Origin of the sequence: Alicycliphilus denitrificans (assembly GCF_044792555.1) — a bacterium.
In the GTDB taxonomy this organism is placed as follows: Bacteria; Pseudomonadota; Gammaproteobacteria; order Burkholderiales; family Burkholderiaceae_C; genus Alicycliphilus; species Alicycliphilus denitrificans_A.
In genome coordinates this window covers 1,288,255-1,302,109 of sequence record NZ_CP126238.1, presented here as the reverse complement: position 1 = coordinate 1,302,109, position 13,855 = coordinate 1,288,255, and the positions used below count along the sequence as shown (strand labels likewise).

The window sequence follows — 13,855 nt, the reverse complement described above, 5'->3', positions numbered from 1 at the left end:
TGATCTCATGATGCATCCAACGCCCCACTCCCTCCTGGCTGCCCACGCAGGCAGAGTGTTGCGGCACGCCGCCACCGGCCTGTGCGCTGCGGCCCTGGTGCTGGCCGCAGGCTCGCCCGCGGAAGCAAAAACCACCGCAGCCCTGCTCCAGCAGCAGTGCCGCACCGATCATGGCGCGGACCAGCCTGGCCAACCAGCCCCGACGTTGACCGAGGCTGACCTCAAGGCCTCACGCATCGTCCACCACACGCCAGGCAGCCTGCCGGCCCAACCCGCGCCCGTATTCCAGGGCGCGGACATGATGAATCTCTTCATCGTGGTGGAGGCGGATGGCCAATATGTCAGCGTACTGGACGGCGATCGACTGGAACCCATCCACCGCTTTGCGCCAGGCGCCGCCCTGCACGGCGAGCCGAAGTTCACGCCCGATGGACGCTACATGCTCTTCGCCTCGCGTGATGGCTGGATCACCAAGTTCGATATCTGGAACCTGCAAGTCGTAGCCCGGGTACGCGCCGGCAGCAGCACGCGCGATTTTGCCGTCTCCAGCGACGGCCAATATGTGGCCGTGGCCAACGACCAGCCGCACACGCTGGTGCTGCTGGACGCCGAGCTGAACCCGCTCAAGGTGCACCCGGCACTGAACAAGCATCGCACGCAAAGCTCGCGCGTCCTGGCGGTGCGTGACGCCGCGCCACGCAGGAGCTTCGTCGCCGTACTGGAGGATGTGCCCGAGGTCTGGGAGGTCAGTTACAACCCCACGGCCGATGACGTGCCGATCGGTGTCATCCACGATTTCCTCTACAAGGAGGGCGCGTTCATTGCGGGCTTCCTGAACCCGCACCGCACCTACCTGGCAGAGCCCATCAGGGATTTTTCATTGACGCCCAGCCGCGACGAACTCGTGGGCACGGGTCGCGAGTCCGGCCTGGGCCAGGTCATCCACCTGGACGTGCGCAAGAAGATCGCCAACCTGCAACTGCCCGGCAGGCCATACCTGGGCTCGGGTACCACCTGGAAATACCGCCCCCGGCCCAGTGCGCCCGAGCACACCGTGATGGCCACGCCCAGCCTGCACGACAGCCAGCTCAGCGTCATCGACCTGGGAACCTGGGCCACGCTCCAGACCATTCCCACCCTGGGCCCGGGCTGCTTCGTGCACAGCCACGAGGACACACCCTACGCCTGGGCGGATTCAATGCTGTCCGCCCGAGACACACTGCAGGTCATCGACAAACGTACGCTCCAACGCATGGCCGACATCCGTCCCGCCCCCGGCAAGACCCTGGCACATGTCGAATTCACACGTAACGGCAGCTATGCCCTAGCCAGCCTGAGGGAGAGCAAGGCCGACGGCGGTGCACTCGTCGTCTTCGACGCCACCACATTCAAGGAGGTCAAGCGCATCCCCATGGACAAGCCCGGCGGCCAATACAACCTGCACAACAGGATCACCCGGCCAGTGGACGCCCGCCGCTGAAAGCCCCCCCGTTTCTGCCGTGCAGGACCGGGGGCTGAAATCGCTCAATACACGTCGTGCTGGGTGTTGTGGACGTTGAACTTGCCGGTCGGCGTGATCAAGCGTGGATCCCTGATGACGCTTTTCAGCTGCAGGGTCTTGTCATCCACCACGACGATGGCCGAGGCCTTGTCCTTGGCCGACCAGACGGAGAACCATACCTCGTCGCCCGCCTTGTTGTACTCGGGCTGCACCACGCGCTTCGCTCCACCGTCGTCCGGCAGGCCGGCCCACTGGCCGATCGGCAGCACCTTGTAGCCCTTGTCGAGATTGTTGATGTCATACACCGCAATCGACTGGGAAAGCCCCGCATCCGGATTCAACGGCGTGTCCACATACAGGTGTCTGGACTTGGGATGGCTTTTGAGGAAAAGCGATCCACCACCCTGCCCCGCGAGCGTCTGCACCACCTTGAAGGCATGGGCCTTGTGCTTGACGGGGTCGGTGCCGATAAGGGACACGGTTTCATCGCCCAGGTGGCCCGTGGACCACACCGGGCCGTACTTGGGATGCTTGAAGTTGGCGCCCCGCCCGGGATGCGGAATCTTGCCCACATCGACCACCGCCACCACGGTATCGTTCTTGGAGTCGATCACGCCGATCTTGTTGCTCTGATTGGCTGCCACCATGAAGTAGCGCTTGCTCGAATCCCAGCCACCATCATGCAGATAGCGCGCAACGCCCATTTCGGTCAGTTTCAGCGACTTCATGTCGGAGTAGTCGACCATCAGGGACTTGCCGGTTTCCTTGACGTTGACGATGAACTCGGGCTTGTGCAGCGACGACACGATGGAGGCTACGCGTGGCTCGGGGTGGTATTCCTGGGTGTCCACGGTCATTCCGCGCGTGGCCACGATCTTCAGCGGCTCGAGCGTGTCGCCGTTCATGATGACGAACTGGGGCGGCCAGTAGGCGCCGGCAATAGCCAGCTTGTCCTCGTAGCCCTTGAACTTGGAGGTTTCCACCGAACGCGCCTCCAGGCCGATGCGGATCTCGGCCACGTTGGTGGGTGTCTCCATCCACAGGTCGATCATGTTGACGCGGCCATCACGGCCAATCACGAACAGGTAGCGACCCGAGGCCGACACGCGGGAAATATGCACCGCGTAGCCGGTCTTGATGATGCTGATGATCTTCTTGCTGTCGCCATCGATCAGTGCGACCTCGCCGGCATCGCGCAGGGTGGTGGAGAAGATGTTGCTGATGTTGTAGCTGTTCATCTTCTTCGTGGGGCGGTCGGCCGGAGCCACCGTGACCTTCCAGGTCCCCTTCATGTCCGCCAGGCCCCATTCGGGCGGCTGGGGCGGCTCGTGCTGGATATAGCGCGCCATCAGGTCGACCTGCGCCTCGGTCAGTTCACCCGAGGTCTGCCAGTTGGGCATACCGGCCGGCGAGCCATAGGCAATGAAAATCTTCAGGTAATCCGTCCCCTTGGGAACGGTCAGATCCGGTGTCAGGGGCTTGCCCGTGGCGCCCTTACGCAAAACACCATGGCAACCCGCACAGCGCTCGAAGTAAATCTTGCGCGCAGCGTCAAACTCCGCCAGCGACATGGGCGGCGCCTTGGGATTGGTGCTTTGCACCATGGGGGTTGCGGTGAGCGGGGAAGTACCAGCTTGGTAGTTCTTCTCTGCTTCGGAAACGCCCTTCTGCTCTTGCGCGGACACGCCAAGAACCACCGTCGCCAGCAATGCTGCAGCGACACTCGTAGGCCGATAGTTTTTCATGCGATGCCTCCAAATATGACTTTGCTGCTTGACTGGCCCTGTGATTGAGCCAATGTCCTGCGGTGTCGCTTTCGCCGCAACAGGACAACTGTCAATATAGAAACGTCAAAATGGCAAAGGCTGATTTGCATCAACCCGAAAACATCTCGGCTGCCCAGAAGGCGAGTTCGCCAACAAACACGGAGCTAAGGCGTCACCTCCACCTCGCCCTTCATTTCCGGGTGTGGACCGCATGAATATGGATACCGGCCCGGCGTCTCAAACTGACGTTGCCAGGATTCCTGCGGGAAAAACCTCTCGGATTCGCCCCCCTGCTCCGGCGAGAAAAGTACCGAATGGCTCGTGCGCTTTTCCTGATTGACCCATCTGACCGTATCCCCGGCACGCACACGGACCTGCGCCGGATCGAAGCGGTAGTTCTGAATGATGACTTCGACAGTCTTCTGGGCCGACACGGGAGACGAGGCGATCACCGCAGAAAAAAAGACAAGTGCCGCACACGTCGACACCTGTCTTCCGGTTTTCATGACTGAGAGCGACATGCTTTCACGTCGTCGAAGCAAAAGTGTTACTGCTTGAGCGCCTTCACGTCGCCGTCTGCACCCACGCCCAGCGTATAGCCCAGCGAGACATGGTGAAAGCGCCCTGAGGCATGATCGGCGTGGATGGCGAGGCCGAACGGCACCGTCTTACCCTCGCCAGGATTCTTGCGTGTAAACGTGATGGTGTAGGTGTCGCCGCTCTTTGTTCCTTCCGCCGTTGCCCCCAGCGAGCCGCCTTCCATCTTGCGCTCCGTGGTCACCGTGCCATTGGCCACCTTGGCGCCCTTGGCACTCTTCCACTGCATCAATTCATAAGCACCGGTTTTCGTGTACTTGGTCTTCTTGTCATCTGCACCGGGCATGGTACGCGCATCGTTATGGCAGGAAGCCCAGCAGCCGGCCTGATTGGCCAGTTGCACCTGTGCATCCGGGAACATCACGGTGGCCTTGACCTCGTTGTCCTTATCGCTCTGGTCGGCGCCGCCTGCAGGGGCCTTGAAGGTCAGGCGCAGGTAAAGGTTGCTGGCGTCATAGGCGGCCTGCACGGCCACCGGGTACATCATGGTCTTGGGAGCCCCCTTGGGTTCCATGTCCTTGCCGGCCAGGCGTTTCATGTCGAAGTTGAGCGTGCCCTTTTCCTCATGGCAGCCAATGCAAGTTTCGCCCTTTTTGAGGCCAGCCGTACCACTGTGGTCAGATTTCTTGCCCACCCACTCCATGGGGGAAACAGCGGCGTGGAACACGTTGATATCGCGCTTGGGAACCTTGCCCCAGTCGGGCGCCGCAAAGGCTGCCTGCGTTCCCACAGCGAGCAGCGAACCCAAAAGCATTATCGAAAGGGTGGATTTTTTCATCGTTTACTCCTAATAGGTGTTCTCAGGCGACCGCCCCAGCCAGGACAAACCGCCAAACAAGCTTACAGATCCTCGTCTTCGTCTTCCTTCATGCCTTTGGGCTTGTTATGTGCAATGCCCTTGTGGCAATCGATACAGGTTTGCTTTTCTTCCTGCGCGATCTTGTGCATCTTGGCGCCACGCGCCTTTTGCCTCTCGGTATCCATGCCCTCGAAACTGTGGCAATTGCGACATTCACGCGAGTCAGCGGCCTTCATGCGCGCCCACTCCCGCTCGGCCAGCGTCAGGCGCTTGGCCTCGAACTTTTCCTTGGTATCGATAGTACCGGTCAACTTGCCCCACACCTCGCGACTGGCCTGGATCTTGCGAATCATCTTGTGCGTCCAGTCCTTGGGCACATGGCAGTCCGAACACATGGCGCGCACACCGGTGCGATTGCTGTAATGAATCGTCTTCTTGTACTCTTGATAGACGTTGTCGTGCATCTCGTGGCAGGAGATACAGAAGTCCATCGTGTTGGTCGCTTCCATTCCGGTGTTGAAACCGCCCCAGAACAGAATGCCAGAGATGAAACCTGTCATCAGCAACCCAATCAGCGAATACTTCGCGCTTGGCTTTTTCAGGGTGGCCCACAGGTTTGCAAATTTTCCAGCCATCAAATTTCTCCGCACTTCATTTTTCGTATTGGAGACGCACGGACCAAGGGACTCACGCCCCTCGATCCTTGCCTCAGACTAAGGCTGCCCCATCAATAGATGTCGTGCTGCGTGTTATACACGTTGAACTTGCCCGTGGGGGTGATCATCTTGGGATCGGTGATCACCTTCTTCACCTTCAGGGTCACATCGTCATACACCACAATGGCCGACTGGTCGGTCTTGCCACCCCACAGGGAGATCCAGACTTCCTTGCCATCCTTGGAATATTCCGGATGCACGGCACGCTTGACTGCCTTGGTTTCCGGCAGGCCAGAGTCCTTGGCCACGTTCAGCACTGCCTTGGGCTTGGACAGATCAGCCATGTCCCACACGGCCACGGATTCCGCCAGATCCTTGTCGGGGTTCTGGGGTGCGTCGGCCCAGAAATGCTTGGACTTCGGATGGGTCTTCACGAACAGATTGCCAGGAACGTGCTTGATCTCCTGCACCACCTTCCAGTTGTGCTGCTTGTACTTCTTGAACTTGGGATCGTCCGAAGGCGTGGAGATCAGCGTCACGACATCAGCACCCAGGTGACCGGTTGCCCAGACGGGGCCGTACTGGGGGTGGACGAAGTTGGCGCCGCGTCCCGGATGGGGAATCTTGGCCACATCAACCAAAGCAGCCAGCTTGCCCAGCTTAGTGTCTACAGCGGCAATCTTGTTGGAAGCATTGGCAGCCACCAGGAAGTAGCGCTTGGAGGCATCCCATCCGCCGTCATGCAGGAACTTGGCCGATGCGATGGTGGTGGTCTTGAGGTTCTCGATATCCGAGTAGTCAACCAGCAGGATCTGACCGGTTTCCTTGATGTTCACCACCCATTCCGGCTTGATGAAGGACGACACAATGGAGGCCACGCGCGGCTCGGGGTGGTATTCGCCATCCACTGTCATGCCACGAGTACCGACCACCTTGCGCGGTTTCAGGGTGTCACCATCCATGATCACGAATTGGGGCGGCCAGTAGGAGCCGGCAATCGCGTACTTGTCTTCGAAGCCCTTGAACTTGGACGTATCCACCGAGCGCGCGTCAAAGCCGATTTTCACTTCAGCAACGACGGCTGGCTTCTCCATCCACATGTCAATCAGGGACAAGCGGCCGTCGCGACCGATCACATACACGTAGCGGCCCGAGGCAGACATACGCGAGATATGCACGGCGTAGCCGGTCTTGACGATGCTACGGATTTCCTTGGTGTCGCCATCAATCAGAGCCACTTCACCGGTGTCACGCAGCGTGACCGAGAAGACATTGCTCAGGTTGATCTTATTCATCTGCTTGGTCGGACGCTCGCTGACCGGCACCATGACCTTCCAGGAGTCCATCGTTTCCTTCAAGCTGTACTCAGGCGGCACATCCGGGGGATTCTGGATGTACTTGGCCATCAAAGTCAGCTCTTCCTTGGTCAGGATGTCGTCGAAGTTGACCATGCCCCCGTCGGTGCCATAGCCGATGATCTTCTCCAGGCGCGACTGGCCCAGTGCAAGCGTCCCGCCCTCGGTCTTCTTGCCGTCGGCGCCTACCTTGCTCCAGTGCGGCTCAAGATTCTTGCCCGTAGCCCCCTTGCGCAGGACGCCGTGGCAACCGGCGCAGCGTTCGAAATAAATCTTCTTGGCTGCCTCTTTCTCTGCGGCCGTCATGGCAGGCGCTTCGAGCTTGGCGTCTTGAGCCATTGCAGGTACTGCAAGACCCGAGAGCATCACCACTGCAGCAATGCTCGAAAGGCGGGGAAATTTCATCTTTTTTACTCCGTAGGTATCTTGCAGCCAATCCACCCTCTCAGGTAGCTGTGAAACCCGGCGACGGCCGCAACAAGTCGATCCGAGTAAGTTCATTATGTTTGTGCAGTTTCCCCAACCCTTGACCTATGGCAAAAGGGTAAAGCAAATGCATCAAAGAGTGGGCGAATATGCACACAATCCAAACATTGCCAAGAGGCGGCAATGTGCGCATAAATCATGCGCAATGCTGACTTAAGATGCGCAACTGTGACGTGGAAACAACAAATTGATGCCCGGACCGATTCTTGCCTTCAATGACCTCGGGTGCAGCAAAGGAGGGCGCCAACTATTCCAGGGCGTCAATTGCACGGTGCAATGCGGACGCTGGCTTCATGTCATGGGAGCCAACGGAATAGGAAAGACCAGCCTGCTGCGCATGCTTTGCGGCCTGTCGCCCATTGAGTCGGGTGACATCCTCTGGGAAGGGCGATCCATCCGTGCGCAGCGAGACGCCTTCCAGCAGGACCTGTGCTATCTGGGGCACCTCAACGGCCTGCAAGAGTCCATGACCGTCCGTGAAAATTTGGCGTTCGCCACTGCCTTGCGCGGCCACGCATGTGACGCCAAGACAGTATCCGTCACGCTTGCGCGATTCGGCGTCGCCGGACGGGGCGAGCAACTGGTGCGCCACCTCTCGCAGGGACAAAAGCGCCGGGTTGCGCTGGCGCGCTTGTCCCTGAGCCCGGCACGTCTATGGGTACTTGACGAGCCCTTTGTCGCCATGGATGACACCGGCATCCGCATGCTCTCAGACCTGATTGCACAGCACCTGGCGAGCGGCGGCATCACGGTACTGACCAGCCACCAAAGCGTGGGCATTGGCACGGTGCCCGCCCAGCCCCTGGAATTGCGCGCATGAACCCACCACCCTCACATTCCGATATGCAGCTGGGGCTGGGTGCCGTCATGCTGGCGGTACTGCGGCGTGAAGTTGCCCTGGCCATGCGGCAAAAGGGCGAAGTGCTGACGCCGCTGGTATTTTTCATCGTTGTCGCCAGTCTGTTCCCTTTGGGCGTAGGCCCCGAATCCGCGCTGCTGCTGCGTATGGCGCCAGGCGTACTGTGGGTGAGCGCGCTGCTGGCGGCCATGCTGTCACTGCAGCGCATGTTCGCCAGTGACCACGCCGACGGCTCGCTAGAGCAGATGCTGCTGTCTTCCACCCCACTGACCCTGTTGGTGGTGGCCAAGGCGCTGTCGCACTTCCTACTTTCAGGGTTGCCGCTGGTGCTGGTTGCCCCGGTGCTCGGCTTGCAGTTCGGACTCGATAGCCAAGCCCTGGGGATTTTGATGCTCTCACTGCTGCTGGGAACGCCAACGCTGAGTCTCATAGGCAGCATCGGAGCCTCGCTAACCTTGGGAGTGCGCGGCGCGGGGGTACTGCTGTCGTTGTTAATATTGCCGCTCTATATCCCCGTGCTCATTTTTGGTGCCGGCGCCGTGGAAGCCCATGCCTCCGGTCTGGGTGCCGGCGGGCACCTGTCCCTGCTTGCTGCACTGCTAGTGCTTGCCCTTTTTTTCGCCCCCCTCGCTACCACCGCCGCCCTGAAAATTTCTCTGGAATGAAAACACCCGGCATTCAATGGTTCAAGTACGCTTCGCCACAAAACTTCTATTTTCTGGCAGGAAGACTTTGGCCCTGGTTCGCAGGCCTGGCAACCGTGCTGACGCTGCTCGGTCTGTGGATTGCCTTCTTTGTCGCACCCACGGACGCACAGCAGGGTCAGGGCTATCGCATCATTTTCGTGCATGTACCGACATCCCAGATGTCGATGTTCATCTACATCGTGATGGCAGGCTGGGCCGCCATCGGCCTGGCTTTCAATACGCGACTGTCGGGCATGATGGCCAGTGCGCTGGCACCCACGGGCGCACTGTTTGCCTTTTTGTCGCTGGTCACGGGCTCGCTGTGGGGCAAACCGATGTGGGGCACCTGGTGGGTGTGGGATGCGCGGCTCACGTCAGAACTGATCCTGCTGTTCCTGTACCTGGGCTTCCTGGCGCTGCAGTCCAGCATCGATGACCCGCGCCGCGCGGACAAGGCCTGCGCCGTGCTGGCGCTGGTGGGCGTGGTGAACGTGCCCATCATTTATTTTTCCGTCGTCTGGTGGAACACCTTGCACCAGGGCGCCTCAGTCTCGATGACCCGCGCGCCCTCGATGGCGGCCCCCATGCTCTGGGGCATGCTGATCATGGTGGTGGCCTTCTGGATGTATGCCATAGCCGCCGCCCTGGCGCGGGTGCGCAACATCATTCTCGAGCGGGAACGTCACACCGAGTGGGTTCAACATGCAGTGGAATAGCTTTTCAGAATTTTTCGCCATGGGAGGTTATGCCTTCTATGTCTGGGGCAGTTTCGGCGCCACGGCGCTGGTGATGGCAGTGGAGTCGCTGCTGATCCGCAACCGGCGCAAGCAGGTACAACAACTCCTACGCGCCGAACACCAACCCAACGAATCGCAGACATGAAACCTCGCCACAAACGCGCCGCCATCATCGCCGCCGGACTGGCCGCCCTCTCCCTGGCCGCTTATCTGGTGCTCAACGCATTCGAGAGCAATCTGGTCTTCTTCTTCAGCCCCAGCCAGGTTGCCGCGGGCGAGGCCCCAAAGAACCGCACCTTCCGCGTGGGCGGCATGGTCAAGGAGGGCTCGGTCGAGCGCAAGGATCTGACCGTCTCCTTTGTGGTCACGGACACGGCCCAGGAAATGAAGGTGACCTACACCGGCATCCTTCCCGATCTGTTCCGCGAGGGCAAGGGCGTAGTGGCCCAAGGCAAGCTCGGCGAGGACGGGTTGTTCACGGCCTCCGAGGTGCTGGCCAAGCACGATGAAAACTACATGCCCCCCGAAGCACAGCACGCGGTCGACGAGGCCCAGAAGACCATCCAGACGCTGAAATAACCATGATTCCAGAACTAGGTCATTTCTCGCTCATCCTGTCGCTCTTCGTCGCCCTGGTGCTCGGCCTGCTGGGCTTGGCCGGCGGGCAGACCGGGCGACGTGACTGGCTCGCCCTGACACGGCCTGCCACACAGGCACTATGGCTGCTCACTGCCTTAGGCTACGGCTGCCTGACCTACGCCTTTTATAGCAACGACTTTTCGGTCGTGTATGTGGTGCAGCACTCCAACTCACACCTGCCCGACATCTACCGCATCGCCGGCGTCTGGGGTGGGCACGAGGGCTCGCTGCTGCTATGGCACTTCATGCTGACCACCTGGATGCTGGCGGTGTCCCTGTTCTCGCGCCAGTTGCCCGACACCATGGTGGCGCGCGTGCTGGGTGTGTTGGGTCTGGTGGCGGTGGGCTTCCTGGTGTTCATGTTGTTCACCTCCAACCCCTTCCTGCGCCTGGCCGACATTCCGGCCGACGGTCGCGACCTGAATCCTCTGCTCCAAGACCCGGGCCTGGTGTTCCATCCCCCTATGCTGTACATGGGTTACGTCGGCCTGGCGATTCCGTTCGCCTTTGCCATCGCCGCGCTGCTTAATGGACGGTTGGACGCCGCCTGGGCACGCTGGTCGCGCCCCTGGGCTACGGCGGCCTGGATTTTCCTCACGCTGGGCATCGCCCTGGGTTCCTGGTGGGCCTATTACGAACTGGGCTGGGGCGGCTGGTGGTTTTGGGATCCTGTGGAAAACGCCTCCTTCCTGCCCTGGCTGGTGAGCGCGGCGCTGATCCATTCGCTGGCCGTGACAGAAAAGCGTGGCCTGTTTCGCAACTGGACCATCGTGCTGGCCATCACGGCCTTCTCGCTGAGCCTGCTGGGGACCTTCCTCGTGCGCTCGGGGGTGCTGACCTCGGTGCACGCCTTTGCCACGGACCCGCGGCGCGGCGTGTTCATTCTCATTTTCCTATGCGTGGTGGTGGGCGGATCGCTCACGCTGTTTGCCATGCGTGCGGGCAAGGTGCGCTCTGGCGGTGCGTTTGCACTGGTTTCGCGCGAGACCTTTCTGCTGCTCAACAACGTGCTGCTCACCACGGCTGCGGCCTCTGTGCTGCTGGGCACTCTCTACCCGCTGATAGTGGACTCGCTCAATCTGGGCAAGCTCTCCGTCGGTCCGCCGTATTTCAATGCGGTCTTCGTGCCCATCATGGTGCCAGTGCTGCTGTTCATGGTGGTGGGCACTTTTGCACGCTGGAAAAGCGACGGCGCGTTGGATCTGGCGCGCAAACTAGGCGCCAGCGCCCTGGCATCGCTGGTGCTGGGCTGCAGCCTGCCCCTGCTTGCCGGACCTTGGTCGGCCCTGGCGGCACTGGGCCTGAGCCTAGCCCTGTGGATCGTGCTGTCCTCGCTGCAGCAGATCTACCGGCAAGTGCGCAGCACCACCAACTGGAGGGCCACGCCCTGGTCTTTCTGGGGCATGCACCTGGCTCATATCGGCATCGCGGTCAGCGTGGTGGGCGTCACCATGGTCAAAGGCTATGAAACCGAGAAGGACGTGCGCATGGGCCTGGGCGACACCGTCGCTGTAGGAGGCTACACCTTCAGACTCACCGGCATCCGGGAGACCGAAGGCCCCAACTATCGCGCCGACGTGGGTGATGTGGAACTGAGCCGCAACGGCCAGATCCTACGCCTGCTGCACCCCGAAAAGCGCACCTACTTCTCCTCTGCCATGCCCATGACCGAAGCGGCCATCGATACCGGCCTGGCGCGCGACGTCTATGTGTCACTTGGCGAACGCCTGGAAGGCGGAGAGCACCCCGTCTGGGCCGTGCGCGTCTACTACAAACCCTTCGTGAACTGGATCTGGGGCGGCGGCTTGTTGATGGCGCTCGGCGGAGCCATGGCGACACTGGATCGCCGCTACCGCAGCAAGCGGGCGCGCGCCGCCACGGGCGTCACGGTGAAGGGAGTCGCCGCGTGAAGAAGGCACTCATTCCCCTGGGCTTGTTTCTGGTACTGGCAGTGTTTCTGGCCATAGGCCTGACGCGTGATCCGCGCGTCGTGCCCTCGCCCCTGATCGGCAAGGACGCGCCACAGTTCTCCGCGCCCATCCTGGCCTCCCCGGACCAGTCGTTTGCAGCCAAGGACATGCGCGGCAAGGTCTGGCTGCTCAACGTCTGGGCCTCCTGGTGCACGGCCTGCCTGCAAGAGCATCCGGTGCTGATTGAATACGCCAAGCGCAAGAACATTCCCCTCATCGGCCTGGCCTACAAGGACAAGCCCGCTGACAGCATCAAGTGGCTGCAGCGCAAGGGTGATCCCTACGACTTCACGGTCATCGACCAGGACGGGCGCATCGGCATCGACTTCGGCGTCTATGGCGTGCCCGAGACCTTCCTGATCGACCAGGCCGGCAAGATCCGCTTCAAGCAGATTGGCCCGGTGACCGAGGAAGCCCTGGAAAAACAAATCCTGCCCCTGATCCGGGAACTGCAGAAATGAGACTCTGGCTCGCCATTCTGCTGGCGCTGCAATGCGCCCTTGCCGCCCTCTGCGTGCATGCCAACGAAGCACAGCCCCTGGCCGAAGACCCAGTGGTGGAAAAGCGCATGATTGCCATTTCCGAGGAACTGCGCTGCCTGGTCTGCCAAAACGAATCGCTCGCCGGCTCCCGCGCCGACCTGGCGCTGGACCTCAAGCGCGAAATCCGCGGTCTCATCAAGGCCGGCAAGAGTGACGCCGAGATCATGGACTTCATGGTCAACCGCTACGGCGACTTCGTGCGCTACCGTCCGCCCGTCAACCCCGTGACCTGGCTGCTCTGGTTTGGTCCCTTCGTGCTGCTGGCCGGTGCGGTTTTCATCCTGGTGCGCATGGTGCGCAGCAGCCAGCGCGGCGCCGCCGAGGCACAAACGCTGGATGAGGCCGGGCGCGCCAAGGCGCAGTCTCTTCTTCAGGATCCGGAAAACCTTTCATGAGCATTTTCATAGCCATCATCTCGGCCCTGACTCTGCTGATCATTGCGGCGCTGGTGCGCCCGTTGTTGCACCCCAAGACCCAGGAGGGTGTTTCCAGCGAACGCCTGAACGCGTCCATCTACAAGGATCAACTGGCCACGCTCGAGCGCGACCTGGCGAGCGGCGCCATCAGCCCCGCAGACTACGAGGCCACGCGCGACGAACTGCAACTGCGCCTGCTCGACGACACCGCCGCCCCCGACATGCCTGCCATCGCGTCTGCGCCGGGGTTCTGGACCGCGCGCCGCACCGCCGGCGTGATTGCGCTGATGCTGCCCCTGCTCTCGGTGGGCACCTATCGCTGGTTGGGCGATCCTGCTGCGCTCAACCCAGGGGCAACGCAAGAGGCCGCCAGGCTGCAGATCACGCAAATGGTCGAGTCGCTCGAGGCCAAGCTCAAGGCTGCGCCCGACAACCCCCAGGGCTGGGCCATGCTGGCGCGCTCGTACAAGGTCATGGGGCGCCTGGACGAGGCCGAGCAGGCCTATGAGAAGGCCACCGACGCCATCCGTACCCATCCCGACCTGCTGGTGGACTATGCCGAACTGCTGGCCATGAAGGCCCAGCACCGCATGGATGGCCGCCCCGAGGAACTGGTCCGCCAGGCGCTGGCCATCGACCCGGAGCACCCCAGCGCACTGATGATGTCGGGCGTCGTCGCCTACCAGCGCGGCAACTTTGACGGCGCCGTCAAAGAGTGGGAAAAGCTTCTGTCCCTGCTCGAACCCGGCTCGGAAGACGCCAAGATGACCCAGGAAAATCTGGACGACGCACGCGCCCAGAGTGCGCTGGCCAAAGAGCAGAAGCCCCGCCCCTGACCACATCGCC

Annotated in this window: 15 protein-coding genes; 10 read left to right on the top strand and 5 right to left on the bottom strand. The window is 61.2% G+C overall.

Annotation, left to right across the window (positions count from 1 at the left end; all coding sequences use genetic code 11):
* Positions 1–55: 55 nt before the first annotated feature.
* A complete protein-coding gene (locus P7644_RS06150; RefSeq protein WP_404302261.1) occupies positions 56–1,480 on the top strand; it encodes a cytochrome D1 domain-containing protein in 1,425 nt (474 codons plus the stop codon).
* A gap of 44 nt (positions 1,481–1,524) precedes the next feature.
* Here P7644_RS06150 and P7644_RS06145 read toward each other — a convergent pair whose 3' ends face one another.
* The 5 genes from P7644_RS06145 to P7644_RS06125 all read right to left on the bottom strand — a co-directional run bounded on the left by P7644_RS06145 (position 1,525) and on the right by P7644_RS06125 (position 7,079).
* Positions 1,525–3,246 carry a cytochrome D1 domain-containing protein gene (locus P7644_RS06145; protein ID WP_404302260.1) on the bottom strand — a complete coding sequence of 574 codons (1,722 nt, stop codon included), beginning with the start codon at positions 3,244–3,246 and terminating at the stop codon, positions 1,525–1,527.
* 185 nt (positions 3,247–3,431) lie between these two features.
* Entirely contained in the window at positions 3,432–3,773 is a 342-nt protein-coding gene (locus tag P7644_RS06140) for a cupredoxin domain-containing protein (protein WP_404302259.1), read from the bottom strand.
* Positions 3,774–3,814: 41 nt separating this feature from the next.
* Entirely contained in the window at positions 3,815–4,642 is an 828-nt protein-coding gene (locus P7644_RS06135; RefSeq protein WP_404302258.1) for an ethylbenzene dehydrogenase-related protein, read from the bottom strand.
* Positions 4,643–4,704: 62 nt separating this feature from the next.
* Positions 4,705–5,298 (bottom strand): NapC/NirT family cytochrome c, encoded by a 594-nt coding sequence (locus P7644_RS06130; protein ID WP_404302256.1) that lies wholly within the window; start codon positions 5,296–5,298, stop codon positions 4,705–4,707.
* A 92-nt stretch (positions 5,299–5,390) separates the two neighbouring features.
* Positions 5,391–7,079, bottom strand: a complete 1,689-nt coding sequence (locus P7644_RS06125) for a cytochrome D1 domain-containing protein (RefSeq protein WP_404302255.1) — start codon at positions 7,077–7,079, stop codon at positions 5,391–5,393.
* A 271-nt stretch (positions 7,080–7,350) separates the two neighbouring features.
* On the opposite strand from P7644_RS06125, the gene ccmA reads away from it, so the two are divergent.
* Genes ccmA through ccmI form a run of 9 tightly spaced genes read left to right on the top strand, consistent with a single transcriptional unit; the run spans position 7,351 to position 13,845 of the window.
* On the top strand, positions 7,351–7,980 hold the full coding sequence (gene ccmA, locus P7644_RS06120) for a cytochrome c biogenesis heme-transporting ATPase CcmA (protein WP_404302254.1): 630 nt from the start codon (positions 7,351–7,353) through the stop codon (positions 7,978–7,980).
* Entirely contained in the window at positions 7,977–8,684 is a 708-nt protein-coding gene (ccmB, locus tag P7644_RS06115) for a heme exporter protein CcmB (protein ID WP_404302252.1), read from the top strand. The genes ccmA and ccmB overlap by 4 nt, the downstream gene beginning before the upstream one ends.
* Positions 8,681–9,421, top strand: coding sequence for a heme ABC transporter permease CcmC (gene ccmC, locus P7644_RS06110; RefSeq protein WP_404302250.1), 741 nt, complete (start codon positions 8,681–8,683; stop codon positions 9,419–9,421). Before ccmB ends, ccmC begins: the two co-directional genes overlap by 4 nt.
* Entirely contained in the window at positions 9,408–9,587 is a 180-nt protein-coding gene (gene ccmD, locus P7644_RS06105; protein WP_404302248.1) for a heme exporter protein CcmD, read from the top strand. Before ccmC ends, ccmD begins: the two co-directional genes overlap by 14 nt.
* Entirely contained in the window at positions 9,584–10,021 is a 438-nt protein-coding gene (gene ccmE / locus P7644_RS06100) for a cytochrome c maturation protein CcmE (protein ID WP_404302246.1), read from the top strand. Before ccmD ends, ccmE begins: the two co-directional genes overlap by 4 nt.
* 2 nt (positions 10,022–10,023) lie before the next feature.
* The gene (locus P7644_RS06095) at positions 10,024–11,991 is read left to right on the top strand and encodes a heme lyase CcmF/NrfE family subunit (RefSeq protein ID WP_404302244.1); all 1,968 of its coding nucleotides are present in this window, start codon (positions 10,024–10,026) and stop codon (positions 11,989–11,991) included.
* Positions 11,988–12,512, top strand: a complete 525-nt coding sequence (locus P7644_RS06090) for a DsbE family thiol:disulfide interchange protein (protein WP_404302242.1) — start codon at positions 11,988–11,990, stop codon at positions 12,510–12,512. The genes P7644_RS06095 and P7644_RS06090 overlap by 4 nt, the downstream gene beginning before the upstream one ends.
* A complete protein-coding gene (locus tag P7644_RS06085; RefSeq protein ID WP_404302240.1) occupies positions 12,509–12,988 on the top strand; it encodes a cytochrome c-type biogenesis protein in 480 nt (159 codons plus the stop codon). The genes P7644_RS06090 and P7644_RS06085 overlap by 4 nt, the downstream gene beginning before the upstream one ends.
* Complete coding sequence (gene ccmI / locus P7644_RS06080) at positions 12,985–13,845, top strand: c-type cytochrome biogenesis protein CcmI (protein ID WP_404302239.1); 861 nt, start codon at positions 12,985–12,987, stop codon at positions 13,843–13,845. The genes P7644_RS06085 and ccmI overlap by 4 nt, the downstream gene beginning before the upstream one ends.
* The last annotated feature ends 10 nt before the right edge of the window (positions 13,846–13,855 follow it).